The following is an 18,395-nucleotide window of genomic DNA, read 5'->3' on the forward strand; positions in this document are numbered from 1 at the left end:
CAACCAATCTAGATTGCAATATCTAATTCACGGCGGGCTCTCAAACTTATAGTTGTTGAGCCGGCCTTCACTTATGCGGAAAACATCGCAATTGTCGTTCTGGCCCGCGAGTGGGGAGATTCGTTTCATCAGTCATGAGTGAAAACTATGGCGTGACTATTCCGGTCTCGTAAGCAATGACCACCGCTTGCACGCGATCTCGGGCATTGAGCTTGGCAAGGATATGTCCCACGTGTGTCTTGACCGTTGCTTCGGAAAGGAACAGCCCCGCCGCAATTTCCGGATTGGAGCGTCCGTTGGCAATGAGCTCGAAAACTTCGCGTTCTCGACGTGTCAATGACTGCACGGCCTTGACATGGACACCGTCCGGAAGCATGGAGCGTCGAAGCATCGGCGCAACGTGGTCAAGGAGCCGCCGTGTGGTGGACGGTGCGATGACGGCGTCCCCTCGGTGGACGGTGCGGATCGATTCCAGAAGTTCTTCCGGCGGGGCATCCTTGAGCAGGAAACCGCTGGCACCGGCCTGAATGGCAGCCATCGCGTATTCATCAAGGTCGAACGTGGTCAAGACAATGACCCTGGGGCCGGGAGCAACCGTGGATTGCTTCGAAAGCAAATGCTCGGTGGTCTCAATCCCATTCATTTCGGGCATGCGAACGTCCATGAGAATTACATCGGCTGTTGCCAATGCATGGGAAGTGATGGCCTCACGCCCATTGGATGCTTCGGCCACCACATGGAGGTCCGCCTGGGAATTGATAAGCATCCTGAAACCACTTCGAACCAGTAGCTGGTCATCGACGAGGGCGACTCGGATGGGATTTTCTTTGGGCAAGATTTTTAGTCCTCGGTGTAGGGGATGAATACGGCAACGTGGAAGCCGCCGCCGGCCCTGGGTCCTGCTTCAACTTGACCATCGTAGAGGGCAACTCGTTCGGCCATGCCCCGTAGGCCCTGGCCCGATTCGGAGTTGCCGAGGACCCCGGCGCCTCGACCATTGTCAGAAACGATAAGCTGCAGTCCGCGGTTGCCCCAGCCCAGCCTCATGCTGGCCACGGCTTCGGGCCCAGCATGCTTGAGCACATTGGTCAGAGCCTCCTGCAGGGCCCTGTACGCAGTGAGCTCGGCCCCGGCAGGAAGTTCACGTCGGGCGGACCCTTCCTGCGTAAAGTTGATTGCCAGGCCGCTCATGCGCGTGGCGTCCAGTAGCGCGGGAACATCCAAGAGCGTCGGGAGCGGCCGCGTGGAAGCCTCATCGTCGCTGCGCAGCACGCCCAACAGCCGGCGCATCTCTCGCAGCGAGCTGCGCCCCGTCCGGGAAATGGTGGCAAGGGTTTCTCGGGCAATCTCCGGGTCGTGTTCACTGGCATATCGGGCCCCGTCGGATTGCGTGATGATGACCGACAGGGAATGGGCAACAATGTCGTGCATCTCGCGGGCGATATGGCTGCGTTCATCGGCGGCAGCCAACGCGCGTTCCTGCTCCCGTTCAATTTCGAGCCTCCGCGCGCGGTCCTCAAGTGTTTGCAAGGCAAGCCGCCGGGTCCGGGCCAAATCCCCAAAAGTCCACGCCACCAACACCAAGAGTCCAAGACCGATGAAATTGCGCACCGTGCCTTCAGACGAGTTGCCGCCGGCCCAAGCACCTATGCGAACGCTGGCGAGCACGGCGCCAAGGAAACCCGCGCCAAGCCCCGCGAAGGATTGCCAACGTTTGCCGTATGCCGCCAATGAAAAGACCGTAATTGGTACGGCAATCTGGGAAGGCAATAATTCGCTTGTGAGGGCAATCTGGATGAGATGCGCGAGGACAATGAATCCTGCGGCCAGTCCGGGCCGTCGCCGCCGCCAGATGAGTGGAAGCGTTTGAACCGAACCCAGGAAGGCTTGCGTCCAGCCGTTTCCTGAAACCCCCAACATGATTCCGGCAAAGAGTCCGAAGACGAGCCAAATCCCGAGACCGAGAATGAGATCGACCTTGTTTGGATTCTCGCGAATCCACTTATCTATGGTGCGGTGTGGCGTCATTGATTCCTGCGTTGGCAACGGGACTGTTTCTTCCATGAGTAGCCTACGGTGCGGACCCAGTGCAAACATCATGCCAAGGCATGAGATCTGGCAGGGCGATCGAATCGTTCACAATATGAGACGGGTTGCTCACATAATGATACGAGTCGATAAACTCATGTGTCATGAGCGAATCCTTGAATATTGCCGTCATTCCAGGTGATGGCATTGGTCCTGAAGTAATTGCCGAGGCCGTAAAGGTCCTGAAGAAGGCAACCGAAGAATCGAACGTGCAATTGGTACTGACCGACTACAAGCTCGGTGCAGAGCACTGGCTGGAGACGGGGGAGACCCTTCCGGAGGAGACGCTCACCGCGCTCCGCGGCCATGACGCGATCCTTTTCGGCGCCGTCGGTGCGGCGCCGGGGGACACCCGCATTCCGTCGGGACTGATCGAGCGCGAAATGCTCCTGAAGCTGCGCTTCAGCCTCGACCATTTCGTGAACCTGCGCCCCTCCAAGCTCTACCCGGGTGTCCCGAGCCCGCTGGCAAACCCCGGTGAAATTGACTTCATCGTGGTCCGCGAAGGCACTGAGGGCCCCTATGTCGGAAACGGCGGAGCGCTGCGCGTGGGTACTCCCCATGAAATCGCCACCGAAGTTTCCATCAATACTGCCCACGGTGTCGAGCGAGTTGTACGCGACGCCTTCCGCCGTGCCAACGAACGAACCCGCAAGCATGTGACCTTGGTCCACAAGCACAACGTGCTGGTTTTCGCCGGCCACCTGTGGCGCCGGGCCGTCGAGGCAGTGGCAGTCGAGTTCCCGGATGTCACCCACGACTACCTGCACGTGGATGCTGCGACGATCTTCATGACGACCAATCCCTCCCGTTTTGATGTCATCGTCACCGACAACCTCTTCGGTGACATCCTCACCGACCAGGCAGGCGCCATCACCGGTGGCATTGGCCTGGCGGCTTCCGGGAACATCAACATGGACCGCACCGCACCTTCAATGTTTGAACCGGTTCACGGTTCGGCCCCGGATATTGCCGGTCAGCAAAAGGCGGACCCGACTGCGGCAATCCTTTCGGTGGCACTCTTGCTTGACCATGTCGGCCTGCCGGAGGCGGCCCGACGGGTTGAAGTGGCGGTGGAAAGCGACATTGCTTCGCGCGATGAAATGACCGATCCACGTAGCACCACGGAGATCGGCGATGCAATCGTTGCCGCTCTGGCTTAAGCTGGTGCCTAGGTTCATTTAGGAACCAATTCTTAGGGTGGCAAGCCCTTGCTCGCTTGCCACCGCAACACCCTGTCGAAGAGGAAGCCTGACGGCATCATGGAATTCATTGAAGATCTCTCAACTCACCGTAAAAGCGATCAGGAACGCGCCAGCATTTTGGCCAACCCAGGTTTTGGGGATTTCTTCACTGACCACACCGCAGTCGTCGACTGGGCGGCCGATGGCGAAGGCCCGGAGGGAACCTGGAGTAACGCGCGCATTGAACCCTACGGTCCCATTGCCATGGATCCGGCGGCGTCGGTCCTGCACTACGGCCAGGAAATCTTCGAAGGCCTGAAGGCCTATCGCCATGAGGATGGAAGTGTCTGGACGTTCCGTCCGCACGCAAACGCCGCCCGACTGAATCGATCCGCCGAACGTTTGGCTCTTCCGCAACTGGACGAGGAAGCGTTCGTTGAGTCGCTGCGCTGCCTGGTGAAGGCGGATGTCCAGTGGGTCCCAAGCGGTGACGGTGAGGCGCTCTACCTCCGTCCCTTCATGATTGCCACGGAAGCCTTCCTGGGCGTTCGTGCGGCTCGCAAGGTTTCCTACCGTGTCATCGCGTCCCCTGCCGGCAATTACTTCGGCGGAGAACTGAAGCCGGTGGGTATCTGGGTGTCGCACAACTACGCGCGCGCCGGCCGCGGTGGCACCGGTGCGGCCAAGTGCGGCGGCAACTACGCTGCTTCCCTGGTTGCGCAGCTGGAGGCCGAACAAAACGGCTGCAAGCAGGTTCTCTTCCTCGATCCGTTCAACGACGAGGCTGTGGAAGAGCTCGGTGGCATGAATGTCTTCTTTGTCATGAAGGGCGGCAAGCTTGTCACCCCGCGCCTGACCGGAACCATCCTTGAAGGTATCACCCGCTCCTCGATCATTCAGCTGGCCATTGACCGCGGGCTTGAAGTTGAAGAACGCACCATTACGTTGGGTGAATGGCGCCAGGGCATAGCCAATGGGGACATCCAGGAAGTCTTTGCTTGCGGCACCGCCGCCGTCATCACCCCGATTGGGGTGCTGAAGAACGGCGACGAACACATCGGCGACCCGGAAGCGCCTGCGGGCGAAGTGACCATGGCACTGCGCGAAGAACTGCTCGGTATTCAAACCGGTGTTGTCGAGGATCGCCACGGTTGGCTGGAACGACTCGCGTAAGCGAGAAACGTTTGCGATGGGGTGGGATTCGAAAAGAAACCCACCCCATCGCTGTTTGAGACGCATGTACGGCGCTCCGTTCCATAGAATGGATTGCATGCGCATTCTGGTCACCGGCGGTGCCGGCTACATTGGATCCCACACGGTCTTGCTTCTCTTGGAAGAGGGCCACGAGGTCCACGTATTCGACAACCTAAGCAATTCCTCGCCCGAGGCCCTGCTCCGGGTCGCGGAACTCACTGGCCATAATGCACAATTGCATGTCGGTGACTTGCTGGACGAGCACCGATTGCAGGAAGTGTTCGAGGCGGCCAGGCCCGAAGCGGTCATCCACTTTGCGGGGCTCAAGGCGGTGGGAGAATCCGTTTCCCAACCACTGAAGTATTACCGCAACAACGTCACCGGGACGCTGAACCTGCTCGAGGCCATGGAAGCCCGAGGCGTTCGGACCTTGGTCTTCAGCTCCTCGGCGACGGTGTACGGGGAAACCCTTGAACTCCCGATCACCGAATCGACGGCATTGTCGGCCACCAACCCCTACGGCCGGACCAAGCTCCACATTGAGGGCATGCTGGACGATCTCGCGGCCTCCGACCCACGGTGGTCCATTGCGAAGCTTCGCTATTTCAACCCGGTGGGATCCCATGAGTCCGGCCGGATTGGCGAGGACCCGCGGGGCATCCCCAACAACCTGATGCCGTACATTGCGCAGGTGGCGGTGGGAATTCGTGAGCAAGTCAAGGTGTTCGGCGGGGACTACGCGACGCCCGACGGGACCGGGGTGCGCGACTACATCCATGTCGTGGATCTCGGCGCCGGGCACCTGGCCGCACTTGTATACCTGCAGGACCATGGGGGATTGCATGCCTGGAACCTGGGCACGGGACATGGCTCCTCGGTGCTCGAGGTCATCCAGGCCTTCGCCCGAACCTCCGAGCGCCAGATCCCCTATGAGATCGTGGACCGCCGCCCGGGTGATGTGGCTGCGAGCTACGCGGATCCGGCGTTGGCCCGCGAGGAAATTGGCTGGAAGGCCGAGCGCGGCCTTGAGCAGATGGTCGAGGACATGTGGCGGTGGCAATCATCCAACCCCACCGGATATCCGGACACGGACCCAGTACGGCCGCAGGCCGAAGAACAATCCGAGGAAGAAGTGGGCAAGGGGCCGAAGCCGAAACGCGCAGCCGGATCCAACGAAGCCACTAAGCTATAAACCATGCGTATTGCTCGTTTTGTCGTTGACAGTGACCCCATGTACGGCGTCGTGGAAGATGACGAGGTCATCGTCATTTCCGGTGACCCCTTCTTCCAAGGAATCAAGCCAACCGGCGTCAAGCACAAGCTTGAGGATGTCCGGTTGCTTGCCCCGATCATTCCCCGCTCCAAGGTGGTGTGCTTCGGACGTACTTACGCCGACCACGCAGCCGAACTGGGCAATGAGGTGCCGGCGGAGCCCTTGATGTTCCTGAAGCCCAACACGGCAGTCGTCGGATCCGGTGACCCAATCACCTTGCCGAGCTTCTCCGAGGAAATTTCCTACGAGGGCGAGCTTGCCGTTGTCATTGGAAGGATCTGCAAGGACGTCCCGGCAGAGAAAGCCCAGGACGTGATCTTCGGCTACACGATCGCCAATGACCTCACCGCACGTGACGCGCAGAGGACCGATGGCCAGTGGGCCCGTGCCAAGGGCTGGGACGGTTCTTGCCCGCTGGGACCATGGATCCAGACAGAATTGGACCACGAGGACACCCAACTGACCACCCGCCTCGATGGAACCGTCGTCCAGGACGGCAACACCTCCGAAATGGCCTGGGGCATCAACGACCTGGTTGCCTATGCATCGGCGGCCTTCACTTTGCTTCCGGGTGATGTGATCCTCACCGGCACCCCGGCGGGAGTCGGTCTGGTGACCGAGGGGCAGCGCGTGGAGGTCGAGATCGAGGGAATCGGAACCCTGAGCAACACCTTCCGCCGCTAGATCACTGGTCTCTTCTTTTTCATTGCGATTGGCCCCGGTATCCGGGGCCAATGGCGCTTAACCAGCTCCGACCGCGCGCGACGGCAACGCGCTTGCCGGTTGATCAGGTGCGGGGACATAGAATGGTCACATCATGACTGATGTATCCCTCATTCCCACCGTGACCGATGAAACCCCCGTCCGCGTACGCTTCTGCCCGTCTCCGACCGGCACACCGCACGTAGGCCTGATTCGCACCGCCCTGTTCAACTGGGCCTATGCGCGCCACACCGGCGGAAAGATGATCTTCCGCATTGAAGACACCGACGCCAAGCGCGACTCCGAGGAAAGCTACCACCAATTGCTTGACGCCTTGGACTGGCTCGGGATCACCTGGGATGAGGGTGTCAACGTCGGCGGACCGCACGAACCGTACCGCCAGTCCCAGCGCGGCGACATCTACCAGGACGTCATCGCCAAGCTCCGTGCCGGCGGGCACGTCTACGAATCCTTCTCCACCCCCGAAGAAGTCGAAGACCGCCACAAGGCTGCCGGCCGGGACCCGAAGCTGGGCTATGACGGCTATGACCGTGACCTCAGTGAAGAGCAGATCGCCGCCTACCGCGCCGAAGGCCGTGAGCCGGTGCTCCGCGTGCGCATGCCGGATGAGGACCTGACCTTCACCGACCTGGTCCGCGGGGAAATCACCTTCAAGGCCGGCACCGTGCCAGACTTCGTGGTGGTGCGCGCCAACGGCCAGCCGCTCTACACGCTGGTGAACCCCGTCGATGATGCGCTGATGGGGATCACCCACGTGCTGCGCGGCGAGGACCTGCTCTCCTCGACCCCCCGCCAGATTGCCTTGTACCGTGCGTTGATCGATATCGATGTAGCCCAGTACATGCCTCTCTTTGGTCACTTGCCTTATGTGATGGGCCAGGGAAACAAGAAGCTATCGAAGCGCGACCCCGAATCGAGCCTCTTCCTTCACCGGGACCGTGGATTCATTCCCGAGGGCCTGCTGAACTACCTGTCCCTGCTCGGCTGGTCACTCAGCGCCGATGAAGACATCTTCACCCGGGACCAGCTCATCGAGGCATTTGACGTCCACAACGTGCTTTCCAACCCGGCACGCTTTGACATCAAGAAGGCCGAGGCCATCAACGGCACCCACGTTCGCATGCTGGATGCCGCGGACTTCCGCGAACGGCTGGTCCCGTATCTCCGGGCCCACGGCCTAGTGGGGGAGCAGCTGACCGAGCGCCAGAACGAGATCCTTACCGAGGCCGCCCCGCTGGTCCAGGAACGGATCACGCTGCTGGGCGAGGCGCCGGAAATGCTCGAGTTCCTGTTCACCGAGGACTCGGCCATTGAGCCGGCCGCCGATGCCTTGAAGGGCCTGCCGGAGAACACCGCCGAGGTCCTTGATGCCGGCCTCGCCGCGCTCGAGGCAGCGAACCAGTGGGATGCCGAGACCATCCAGGACGTCTTGAAGTCCTCATTGGTTGAGGGGCTCGGCATCAAGCCGCGCCATGCGTTCGGCCCGATCCGCACCGCGGTGTCAGGCAAGCGGATCTCCCCGCCGTTGTTCGAGTCCATGGTGATCCTGGGCAAGGAATCCTCGCTGAACCGCGTGCGCGCCTTCCGGGCCACCCGGTAACCAGGAGCAAACCAGAATCGTGGACAACGCGACCAGCGCCCTCAACCCAACGCACGGAGCATCTTCCGTGGCCCGGGTTGAGGGCGTTCTGTTTGATATTGATGACACCCTGGTGGATCTGAACTCCGCCTCCATGAAGGGCTTTCACCACCTCACGGCCGAGGACTTCGGTGACGTTCCCGCAACCATGCGTGAACACGTGGCCCGGGACTATGCAGATGACGGTGCCGGCGCGTACGAGCGCTATATGGCGGGGGAGCTGACATTCCTGGGCCAACGTGCCGAACGAATCCGGCGTGCCTACGGGCTCGTTGGATTGGAAGCACCGCCGGCAGAGGCGCTTGGAGTGTGGAGCGCCCGCTACGAAGAGGTGGTGCAAGGCATGTGGGCGCCTTTCCCCGACGTCCACGACTGCCTTGACGCACTTGATGCCATGTCCATTCCTTACGGGGCGGTCAGCAACAACGTGGAGAGTTACCAACGCAAAAAGTTGCAGCTTTCGGGCCTTGGCCGGATCTCGGTGCTCGTGGGTTCGGATACCGCGGGTGCGCCGAAGCCGGATTCGCGCCCCTTCCATGCCGGCTGCCGGCTGCTTGGCACCACCCTTGGCGCCACCCTCTACGTGGGGGACAACCCGGTCAATGATGTCCAGGGTGCCAAGGACGCGGGGCTGCAAGGAATCCTTTTGGATCGTGCGCCAGATCACAAAACCGTGTCGGCTGAAATATTGCAAAATCTTGGCTCATTGGCCGCAATAATCGCCGGAAACCCGGGGTTTTTGTCCCGCTAGGAACCTAGTGAACCCCCGATTTGTACTTTATGCAGATCCGCCGGTATAGTTATTTCTCGTGCTGAGGCGCACGAAAGCTTTCGAAAAGAAAGCCGGAGAGCAAATCAACGCTGTGGGGTATGGTGTAATTGGCAACACACTGGTTTCTGGTACCAACATTCTAGGTTCGAGTCCTGGTACCCCAGCGTCACGGTCTTCGCGAAAGCGAGGACCGGTTTGCGTGGAGGGCGAAAGTCCTCCACGCAAAGCATACGGCCCCATCGTATAGCGGCCTAGTACGCTGCCCTCTCACGGCGGTAACGCGGGTTCGAATCCCGCTGGGGTCACGATTCAATTGAATCGGACGGTAACAGTCCTAAAACGTTGCAGCTATGCGGCCCCATCGTATAGCGGCCTAGTACGCTGCCCTCTCACGGCGGTAACGCGGGTTCGAATCCCGCTGGGGTCACCAACACAAATGGTTCCAAACCTAGTTTGGAGCCATTTGTCGTTAACGGCCATTTTTCAATTCGCCCTTGAGATCTTGGGCAAGCTTGCGAATAAAAAGCCAAAGTCTTTGGCATGATGTAGTGGTGACTACTAGCAATGGCGCTGAACCCAAAGGTTCGCCACCACTCTCGGCCGTACCGGCCGACATGGAAGCCATCAACCTGCTCACCGACGTCCGCACGGATCTTTCGGGCAGCATCCTGCCGTTGGATATCGCCGGCGTCGCCCAAGCACGCGAAAACGCCCGGACCGCCGTGGAACAACTCGACGACTACATCCTGCCGCGTTACCGCAGCCTGGACGCGCCGCTGCTGGCCGTGGTGGGCGGCTCGACCGGGGCTGGGAAGTCCACCCTGGTCAACGCAATCGTCGGCCACCCCGTCACCCGCGTCGGCGCCATCCGGCCCACCACCCGCCAACCCATCCTCCTGCACCACGAACTGGATCGGGCATGGCTGGAGAACGACAGGATCCTCCCGGGCCTGCGGCGCATCACCGGAACCGCCGTCCGTCGGAACCAAGCGATTCCCGCGGCGCAGGTCGGTGCCACACCGGATGCCGCCGTGACAGAATCGATCATCCTGTTGCAGGATGACGCGGTTCCCCGTGGCATGGCCATCCTGGACGCACCGGACGTGGATTCCATCTCGGATGAAAATCGCCGTCTGGCCGGCCAGCTGCTGGCCGCGGCCGATCTCTGGATCTTTGTCACCACCGCCAATCGATACGCGGACGCAGTTCCCTGGAAACTGCTCTCCGAGGCCGCGGGACGCAACATCACCGTGGCAGTGGTCTTGGACCGCGTACCACCGGGAGTCGAGGACGAGATAGCCACCGACCTGCGGGGCATGCTCCAACGCGAAGGGCTGGGCGGCGCCGAACTCTTTGTGGTTCCCGAAGTGGACCTTGACGAAATGGACATGTTGCCGGCAACCGCCGTTGCACCGCTTAAGGCCTGGCTGGGCGGGTTGGCTGCCAATGCCGAATCGCGGGCCGCGATTGCCCGCCAAACCCTGGCGGGGGTGCTTGGCCAGCTCGCGGATCGCAGCGATGGCATTGCCTCGGCCATGGGGGAGCAAGGGACCAGTGGAACCCGGCTGGCCCAATACGCCGATGAGGCCTTTGAGCAGGCCCATGCCGGAATCCTGGCCAGCGTGCAGGACGGAACCCTCCTGCGAGGCGAGGTCCTGGCACGTTGGCAAGACTTTGTCGGCACCGGGGAATTCTTCCGCTCACTGGAATCCGGCATTGGCCGCCTGCGCGACAGGATCGGTGCCTTCTTTACCGGCAAGCCCAAGCCTGTGGGCCAGGTGGAGGAGGCCATCGAGAGCGGCCTGCACGCGGTGGTGGTGGACCAGGCCGCAAAGGCCAGCGAAACCACCGAGGAAAGATGGCGCGCAGACCCCGCGGGCAAGGCATTGGTGGGTCCCGCCAACCTTGGTTCCCTGTCTCCCGGATTCTCCGACCAAGTCGCGGAGCAGGTCCGTGCCTGGCAGGGTGATCTGATGGACATCATCCGTACCGAAGGAGCGAACAAACGCATGACCGCACGCATGGTCTCCTTTGGCGTCAATGGCGTCGCCGTGGCCCTGATGGTGGTTGTCTTTGCCTCTACCGCCGGATTGACGGGGCTTGAAGTCGGAATCGCCGGCGGCTCCGCCGTGGTCGGCCAAAAATTGCTCGAGGCAATCTTTGGCGAGGACGCGGTCCGCAGGCTCACCAAGCATGCGAAGGATTCCCTGGCAGCCCGGTGCACGGATCTCCTGGAGACGGAAAAGCAGCGTTTCACCTCTCGACTCGAAAACATTCCCACCGCACAGGACGCAAACCGCATGAAACAGAATTCGGCAGCCATACGCCGACTGGCCCGGGAGCAAGGTGCATGAGCCGCCGCCGTCAAACCACAACCGTGAGCCCGCTTGAACTTAGGCTCGAAGCACTCAAGGAAGCCACCGAGCTGGGCGCCGACCGCATTGACCCGGCGGTGAGTGAAGCTTCGTGGCAGATCCTTGAACGCTCCTCGACCCGCAGGACGCTCTCGGCGGAGCACACAGTGGTCGGCTTTTTTGGTGCGACAGGCAGCGGAAAGTCCTCCCTGTTCAATGCGGTGGTGGGCCAAGACCTCGCGCGAACCGCGGCAACCCGGCCGACGACCAGCCAACCCCTGGCAGGAATCTGGGGACGGGCCGGCTCGGACCCGTTGCTCGATTGGTTGGGCGTGCAGCAACGTCACGTCCTTGACGCCCCCTTGCGTCTGGAAAAAAAGGGATTCTTTGGATCGGAAAAGGAAGCCAGCGGACTGATCCTTTTGGACCTTCCGGACTTCGATTCCACGGTCGCGGCAAATCGCGAGATCGCGACCAAGCTGGCTGGCCAGGTGGACGTCTTGATTTGGGTCCTGGATCCCCAAAAGTATGCGGACGCCGCCGTCCACCATGACTTCATCAGGCCGCTGGCAACCCACGGCTCGGTTACCTTGGTGGTCCTGAACCAGATCGACAAGCTCAGGGAGAACCAGCGTGAACCCGTCATGGATTCGTTGCGTTCCATCCTGCTGGCAGACGGCTTGGCCAGCCCAAGAATACTTGGCGTCTCAGCGATGACCGGCGAAGGCCTGGACTCACTGCGCCAGGAGATTGCGCGGGTCGTAACCCAGCGCGGTGCTGCCACCAACCGACTCACGGCCGACGTGGCAACCATCGCGGGACGGATGGCGGAGGGATCACGGGAAGAGGAACTCAGGTTGCCCGGGGCGCCTGCCAAGAAGGCGCTGACCGGGGAGCTTGCCGCGGCCGCGGGCGTGGATACCGTGGTGGGTGCCGTGCGCACTTCCTACCGGCTGGATGCCCACAGGAAAACGGGCTGGCCGCTGACCCGTTGGTTGGCCAAGGTACGCCCCGACCCGTTGCGCCGGCTCAATCTCAAGAGCACGGATGTCAACCCGAAGCTCAACCGAACCTCCCTGCCGGCCCCCGGTGCAGCGCAAAAGGCCCAAGCCGATTCCGCGGTCAGGCGCTACGCAGATGAGGCAAGCGCCGGAGCGCCCGAAACCTGGCAGGGATCGATTCGGCGGGCGGCGCGCGCCGGCGGGGCGAAGCTCCCCGACGAGTTGGACCAAGCCATCGCCAACACGAATATCGGTGCAACAACCGGGGCCTGGTGGTGGCCGGTGGTCTCCGTCATCCAGTGGATATCGTTGGTCGCCGCCCTTGCCGGGGCACTCTGGCTGGGTACCTTGTTCGGTGCCCAATACCTGCAATTCACCTTGCCCGAAGCTCCCAAGGTCGAAGGCTTCCCGGTCCCCACACTAATGCTCGTCATTGGCATATTATTGGGAATCGTTCTGGGGATTGTCACAGGACTCATCGCCCGTATCGGGGCCGCCGGGCGCGCCCGCAAGGCCAAACGTGCGCTACATGCCTCGATCGGCGCAGTGGCGGAGCGATCGGTCATTGAACCGGTGGGTGCGGAAATAACCAGACACAACCTTTTCATTGGAGCCTTGCAACGTGCCCGCAGCTGATCTTTTGACCGTAGGAAATCTTGGCGAAAGCGGGCTCCTGGCCAGGATATTGCCGCGCCTCCAGGGCGCCTCGGCCTTGCTCGGCCCGGGAGATGATGCTGCCTTGATTGCCGCCCCCGGCGGCAAGTTCGTGATCACCGTGGACACGCTCGTGGAGAACCAGGACTTCAGGTTGCGCTGGCCAAGCGGATTTCAAAGCAGCGGCTTTGACGTCGGGTGGAAGTCTGCCGCCCAGAACCTCTCCGACATCAACGCCATGGGTGCCATCGCGACGTCCGCGGTGATTTCGCTGACGCTGCCGCACACCACCCCGATTTCGTGGGTGGAAGACTTGGCGGATGGTTTTAGTGCCGCGGTCCGCGAACTGGGCGCCACCTTCTGTGCCATATGCGGGGGAGACCTGGGCCGGGGGAGCGAGGTGTCCATCACTGCGGCAGTCACCGGAACACTTGCCACCGACCATCCAGTCCTTCGCAGCGGGGCAAGGCCGGGTGACGTGGTCGCTGTGAGCGGAGCCCTGGGCGTGGCAGCTGCGGGTCTGGCGCTCTTGGATTCATCGATTTCACATCTGGGGTGGACCGCGGACGAGCAGGTCCTGGTCTTCGGCCAGCGGCGTCCCGCCCCGCCGCTGGCGGCCGGACCCGGGGCCGCCCGCGCCGGGGCCACGGCCATGATGGACCTCTCCGACGGGCTGCTCAAGGACGGTCGCCGCATGGCGATTTCCAGTGGGGTTGTCATTGATTTTGACAGCCGGACCATGGAAGCAGACGCGCAACGTCTGTCCCCGGCTGCTGCAAGGCTGCGGAAAGATCCCTTGGAGTGGGTTCTCGGCGGCGGGGAAGACCACGGGCTGTTGGCCACATTCCCGAGCGCGGATGACCTGCCGGAGGGTTTCCGCGCCGTCGGCATGGTCAAGGAGCCCGTTGGCGGCAAGCCGCGTTCTGGAATTCTCTTGGATGGCAAGATGCCTCAGACAGACAAGGGGTTTGACCACTTCGAAGGCTAGGGGAAGCGATTCCCCGATTCTTCACAACGAGGTCCAACTGAGCAGTGCGACCGGAACCACACATGGAGAATCGCCTTCCTTCTAGTCCCCGGTTTTCCTCAAGGCTTCGCTCAAGGCATTGGCGGTCTGGACGACGACTTCCTGGTGCGCCTTGCCCGGCTGACGCGAGAGGCGTTCAATGGGGCCCGACATCGACACTGCAGCGATGACACGTCCGGAGGGGCCGCGCACTGGAGCCGAGACCGAGGCAACACCCGGTTCGCGCTCGCCCAGGCTTTGGGCCCAGCCTCGCCGCCTGACTCCAGCCAGAATGGTGGGCGTGAAACGCGCGCCGTGCAGCCCATCCAGCAGTCGCTCGTGGTCCTCCCACGCCAGCAGGACCTGTGCGGCGGAGCCGGCCTTCATGGATAGCTGGGTTCCCACGGGGATGGTGTCCCTCAAACCCACGGGGCGCTCGGCCGAGGCCACACAGACACGGTAGTCGCCCTGCCGACGGAACACCTGGGTGCTTTCGCCAGTGGAATCGCGCAATTGGATCAGCAGCGGGCCGGCCGCGGCAATCAGTCGGTCCTCGCCGGCCGCCGAAGCAAGTTCCACCAGGCGCCCGCCGAGGACGAAGCGCCCATGGATGTCCTTGCCCACGAGCCGGTGGTGCACGAGTGCTTGGGCCAGGCGGTGCACGGTGGGCCGTGAGATCTTTGTCAGGGAGACCAGCTGGGCCAGGGAAGTGGGTCCGGCCTCAAGGGCATTGAGGATGAGGGCCGCTTTGTCGATGACGCCAACGCCACTTGATGTGTCCATAGTTTGATATTGCTATCTCACTATTTGAGATGCAAATCTGCTTACTGGATATTACGTGTGCGCGGGTGGAACAGTTGAGACATAGGACTTTTATCAAGCGAGGGAGTCGGTTATGGCCGCACACCAGGCAGCACAGACGCTGGCCGAAAAAGTATGGAACGCACACGTCGTTCGAAAGGGTGAGGGAGCAGGCGGCGCGCGCCAGCCAGACCTGATCTATATCGACCTGCACCTGATCCACGAGGTGACGTCGCCGCAGGCCTTCGAGGGCCTTCGCCTGACCGGGCGCCCGCTGCGCCGGCCGGACCTGACGATTGCCACCGAGGACCACAACACCCCGACGCTGGAAATCGACAAGCCGATTGCGGATCTGACCAGCCGCATGCAGATCGAGACCCTGCGCAAGAACTGTGCCGAGTTCGGAGTCCGCCTGCACTCGCTGGGTGACAAGGAACAGGGGATCGTCCACGTGGTAGGCCCCCAGCTGGGCCTGACCCAGCCGGGCATGACCGTGGTCTGCGGCGATTCCCACACCTCGACCCATGGAGCCTTCGGCGCCCTTGCATTCGGCATTGGCACCTCCGAGGTCGAACACGTCATGGCGACCCAGTCGCTTTCCTTGAAGCCGTTCAAGACCATGGCCATCAATGTCGAGGGAACGCTGAAGCCGGGCGTGACGGCAAAGGACATCATCCTGGCGGTCATTGCCAAGATCGGCACCGGCGGAGGCCAGGGCTACGTCCTGGAATACCGCGGCTCGGCCATCCGTGCGCTGTCCATGGATGCCCGCATGACCATCTGCAACATGTCGATCGAAGCCGGCGCCCGCGCCGGCATGATTGCCCCGGATGCCATCACCTACGAATACATCAATGGCCGTCCGCACGCGCCGCAGGGTGCCAACTGGGATGCTGCCGTGGCCGAATGGGACACGCTTGCCACCGACGAGGGCGCAGGTTTTGACGCCGAGGTGTTCCTCGATGCCAATGAATTGGAGCCTTTCGTCACCTGGGGCACCAACCCCGGCCAGGGCGTTTCGCTTTCCGACAAGGTTCCGGCACCCGAGGACTTCGAGGACGAAAATGCACGCGCCGCGTGCGAGCGAGCACTTGACTACATGGGGCTGGTGGCCGGGACCCCCATGAAGGAGATCCGCGTGGACACGGTCTTCCTGGGTTCCTGCACCAATAGCCGCATGGAAGACCTGCGCGCCGCCGCAAGCATCATCCAGGGGCAGGAAAAGGACCCCGACATCCGAATGATCGTGGTCCCGGGATCGGCACGCGTCCGCCTCGAGGCCGAGGCCGAGGGCTTAGACAAGATCTTCAAGGAATTCGGTGCGGAATGGCGATTTGCCGGGTGCTCCATGTGCCTGGGCATGAACCCGGACCAGCTCGCCGAGGGCGAACGCTGCGCCTCCACCTCGAACCGCAACTTCGAGGGGCGCCAGGGCAAGGGCGGACGCACCCACCTGGTCTCCCCGATCGTCGCCGCCGCGACGGCGATCCGCGGGACCCTGTCCTCGGTGTCCGATCTGGATGCCCCTTCCTCCGCCGCAAAAGTAGCCTAAGGATTCATCATGGAGAAAATCACCACCCATACCGGAATCGGCGTCCCGCTGCGCCAAAGCAATGTGGACACGGACCAGATCATCCCGGCCGTCTACCTCAAGCGCATTACCCGCACCGGGTTCGAGGATGCCCTCTTTGCCGGCTGGCGCAAGGACCAAAACTTCATTCTGAACCAGGAACCATTCACCACGGGCTCCGTCCTGGTGGCGGGTCCCGACTTCGGAACGGGTTCCTCGCGCGAACACGCCGTTTGGGCGCTGAAGGATTATGGTTTCAAGGCCGTCCTTTCCTCGCGCTTTGCCGATATCTTCCGCGGCAACTCGGGCAAGCAGGGACTGGTTGCCGCCGAGGTGGCACAGAGTGACATTGAGCTGATCTGGAAGGAAATCGAGAACCACCCGGGGACGGAAGTCACCGTGGACCTCGAGGCCCGCAGCGTCACGTGCGGTTCCATCATTGCCCCGTTCGAGATTGATGACTACACCCGCTGGCGGCTCATGGAGGGCCTGGATGACATCGGCCTGACGCTCCAGCACGAGGATGAGATTACGGCCTTTGAATCCGAGCGTCCGGCCTTCAAGCCGACCACGCTTCCGGCCCGCTATTCCTAGGCCTTAGCTGACCGCTTAACGTTGGAACGGGGCCGTCCGTAGTCGCTGATCACTCCCGGATTCCCGGGAAAAAAGCAGGCAGGGTTCCTGGCGGCGCGACCAGCGTTACATTATCCATGCGGCCCCCGACAATGTCGGGGGCTGTATGCTTGCTAAGTCTTTCCTTCGGTTTCGAAGGCCTAACAATTTTGGTGAGGTACTCAAGTTCATGGCGAAAGTCCTAACGATTCATGGTGGCGTGCCACTCAAGGGAAAAGTGACCGTCAGGGGTGCCAAGAACCTGGTTCCCAAGGCCATGGTTGCTGCTCTCTTGGGGGATTCGCCCTCTGTCTTGCGCAATGTTCCTGAAATCAAGGACGTGGCCGTTGTCACTAGCCTCCTGAAGATCCACGGCGTCACCGTCACCAAGGACGAGGCCACCGGCGATTTGACCATGGACCCCAGTGGTACCAAGACCGCCACCAGCAACGAGATCGACACCCACGCCGGCGACTCGCGCATCCCCATCCTCTTCTGCGGCCCGCTGCTCCACAGCCTCGGCGAGGCCCTGATTCCGAACCTTGGCGGCTGCAAGATCGGTGACCGACCGATTGATTTCCACCTGGACGTGCTGCGCCACTTCGGTGCCGTAATCGACAAGGCCGGCCCCCTGGGCACCAGCATCCGTGCACCCCACGGCCTGACCGGTGCCAAGATCTCCCTTCCGTACCCGAGCGTTGGCGCCACCGAACAGGTGCTGCTGACCGCCGTGCGTGCCAAGGGAACCACAGAGGTCGAGAACGCTGCCATTGAGCCGGAAATCCTTGACCTGATCTCCCTGCTCCAAAAAATGGGTGCCATTATCACGGTTGGCCGCGACCGGGTCATTCGCATCATCGGTGTCGAGAGCCTGAGCGGCTACAACCACAAGGCCCTGCCGGACCGCAACGAGTCCGCGTCCTGGGCCTCTGCCGCCTTGGTCACCAAGGGCGACATTTACGTTGAGGGCGCTGCCCAGCGCGACCTCACGGCGTTCCTTCACACCTACCGCCAGATTGGTGGCGAGTTTGAAGTCACTGACGGCGGAATCCGCTTCTTCCATCCGGGCGGGGACCTCAAGCCCTTGATCCTTGAAACGGATGTCCACCCCGGTTTCATGACCGACTGGCAGCAGCCGCTGGTCGTGGCACTTACCCAGGCCACCGGCGTTTCCATCATCCACGAGACCGTGTATGAGAATCGTTTCGGATTCACCAACGCCTTGGTGGAAATGGGCGCGAAGGTCCAGCTGCACAGCGAATGCCTCGGCGCCATCCCCTGCCGATTCGGCCAGCGCAACTTCCAACACTCCGCCGTCATCACCGGGCCGACCCCGCTGACCGGAGCGGACATTGACATCCCCGACCTGCGCGGCGGATTCTCCCACCTGATTGCCGCCCTTGCCGCCGAAGGCACCAGCCACGTCACCGGGATCGAACTGATCAACCGGGGCTACGAGAAGTTCATGGACAAGCTCACTGACTTGGGTGCGCGCGTCGAGATGAACGAAATCTCCTGATCCGC

Annotated in this window: 15 protein-coding genes and 3 tRNA genes; 15 read left to right on the forward strand and 3 right to left on the reverse strand. The window is 61.9% G+C overall.

All coding sequences use genetic code 11. The features are described from left to right. Positions 1-145 precede the first annotated feature (145 nt). Positions 146-835 carry a response regulator gene (locus tag ACLQ7E_RS09470; RefSeq protein WP_411732337.1) on the reverse strand — a complete coding sequence of 230 codons (690 nt, stop codon included), beginning with the start codon at positions 833-835 and terminating at the stop codon, positions 146-148. A 5-nt stretch (positions 836-840) separates the two neighbouring features. After that, positions 841-2,028, reverse strand: a complete 1,188-nt coding sequence (locus ACLQ7E_RS09475) for a sensor histidine kinase (RefSeq protein WP_411732460.1) — start codon at positions 2,026-2,028, stop codon at positions 841-843. Between the two features lie 164 nt (positions 2,029-2,192). Here ACLQ7E_RS09475 and ACLQ7E_RS09480 point away from each other — a divergent pair, with 164 nt between their 5' ends. The 12 genes from ACLQ7E_RS09480 to thiL all read left to right on the forward strand — a co-directional run bounded on the left by ACLQ7E_RS09480 (position 2,193) and on the right by thiL (position 13,870). After that, positions 2,193-3,251 (forward strand): 3-isopropylmalate dehydrogenase, encoded by a 1,059-nt coding sequence (locus ACLQ7E_RS09480; RefSeq protein WP_411732338.1) that lies wholly within the window; start codon positions 2,193-2,195, stop codon positions 3,249-3,251. Between the two features lie 99 nt (positions 3,252-3,350). Beyond that, the gene (locus ACLQ7E_RS09485; RefSeq protein WP_411732339.1) at positions 3,351-4,445 is read left to right on the forward strand and encodes a branched-chain amino acid aminotransferase; all 1,095 of its coding nucleotides are present in this window, start codon (positions 3,351-3,353) and stop codon (positions 4,443-4,445) included. Between the two features lie 97 nt (positions 4,446-4,542). Then, positions 4,543-5,658, forward strand: a complete 1,116-nt coding sequence (galE, locus tag ACLQ7E_RS09490; RefSeq protein ID WP_411732340.1) for a UDP-glucose 4-epimerase GalE — start codon at positions 4,543-4,545, stop codon at positions 5,656-5,658. Between the two features lie 3 nt (positions 5,659-5,661). After that, the gene (locus tag ACLQ7E_RS09495; RefSeq protein ID WP_411732341.1) at positions 5,662-6,423 is read left to right on the forward strand and encodes a fumarylacetoacetate hydrolase family protein; all 762 of its coding nucleotides are present in this window, start codon (positions 5,662-5,664) and stop codon (positions 6,421-6,423) included. Positions 6,424-6,556: 133 nt separating this feature from the next. After that, a complete protein-coding gene (gltX, locus tag ACLQ7E_RS09500; protein WP_411732342.1) occupies positions 6,557-8,062 on the forward strand; it encodes a glutamate--tRNA ligase in 1,506 nt (501 codons plus the stop codon). A gap of 19 nt (positions 8,063-8,081) precedes the next feature. Next, on the forward strand, positions 8,082-8,852 hold the full coding sequence (locus tag ACLQ7E_RS09505) for an HAD family hydrolase (protein ID WP_411732343.1): 771 nt from the start codon (positions 8,082-8,084) through the stop codon (positions 8,850-8,852). A gap of 113 nt (positions 8,853-8,965) precedes the next feature. Further along, a tRNA-Gln gene (locus tag ACLQ7E_RS09510) sits at positions 8,966-9,037 on the forward strand. A gap of 68 nt (positions 9,038-9,105) precedes the next feature. Next, positions 9,106-9,178, forward strand: a tRNA-Glu gene (locus ACLQ7E_RS09515). Between the two features lie 49 nt (positions 9,179-9,227). After that, positions 9,228-9,303: transfer RNA gene (locus ACLQ7E_RS09520), tRNA-Glu, on the forward strand. Positions 9,304-9,487: 184 nt separating this feature from the next. Continuing rightward, a complete protein-coding gene (locus ACLQ7E_RS09525) occupies positions 9,488-11,227 on the forward strand; it encodes a dynamin family protein (protein WP_411732461.1) in 1,740 nt (579 codons plus the stop codon). Next, positions 11,224-12,864 (forward strand): GTPase, encoded by a 1,641-nt coding sequence (locus ACLQ7E_RS09530; RefSeq protein ID WP_411732344.1) that lies wholly within the window; start codon positions 11,224-11,226, stop codon positions 12,862-12,864. Before ACLQ7E_RS09525 ends, ACLQ7E_RS09530 begins: the two co-directional genes overlap by 4 nt. Next, positions 12,851-13,870: a thiamine-phosphate kinase gene (gene thiL, locus ACLQ7E_RS09535; RefSeq protein ID WP_411732345.1), complete on the forward strand. Its 1,020-nt coding sequence runs from the start codon at positions 12,851-12,853 to the stop codon at positions 13,868-13,870. The genes ACLQ7E_RS09530 and thiL overlap by 14 nt, the downstream gene beginning before the upstream one ends. An 81-nt stretch (positions 13,871-13,951) precedes the next feature. Here thiL and ACLQ7E_RS09540 read toward each other — a convergent pair whose 3' ends face one another. Next, positions 13,952-14,671, reverse strand: coding sequence for an IclR family transcriptional regulator (locus ACLQ7E_RS09540; protein ID WP_217390441.1), 720 nt, complete (start codon positions 14,669-14,671; stop codon positions 13,952-13,954). 112 nt (positions 14,672-14,783) lie between these two features. Between ACLQ7E_RS09540 and leuC the strand changes: the two genes are divergently transcribed. The 3 genes from leuC to murA all read left to right on the forward strand — a co-directional run bounded on the left by leuC (position 14,784) and on the right by murA (position 18,390). After that, complete coding sequence (leuC, locus tag ACLQ7E_RS09545; RefSeq protein WP_411732346.1) at positions 14,784-16,241, forward strand: 3-isopropylmalate dehydratase large subunit; 1,458 nt, start codon at positions 14,784-14,786, stop codon at positions 16,239-16,241. Positions 16,242-16,250: 9 nt separating this feature from the next. Beyond that, entirely contained in the window at positions 16,251-16,853 is a 603-nt protein-coding gene (gene leuD, locus ACLQ7E_RS09550; protein ID WP_411732347.1) for a 3-isopropylmalate dehydratase small subunit, read from the forward strand. A gap of 208 nt (positions 16,854-17,061) precedes the next feature. Beyond that, positions 17,062-18,390: a UDP-N-acetylglucosamine 1-carboxyvinyltransferase gene (murA, locus tag ACLQ7E_RS09555; RefSeq protein WP_411732348.1), complete on the forward strand. Its 1,329-nt coding sequence runs from the start codon at positions 17,062-17,064 to the stop codon at positions 18,388-18,390. Positions 18,391-18,395: the final 5 nt, after the last annotated feature.

It is taken from the genome of Paeniglutamicibacter sp. (genome assembly GCF_046714615.1).
Lineage (GTDB): Bacteria > Actinomycetota > Actinomycetes > Actinomycetales > Micrococcaceae > Paeniglutamicibacter.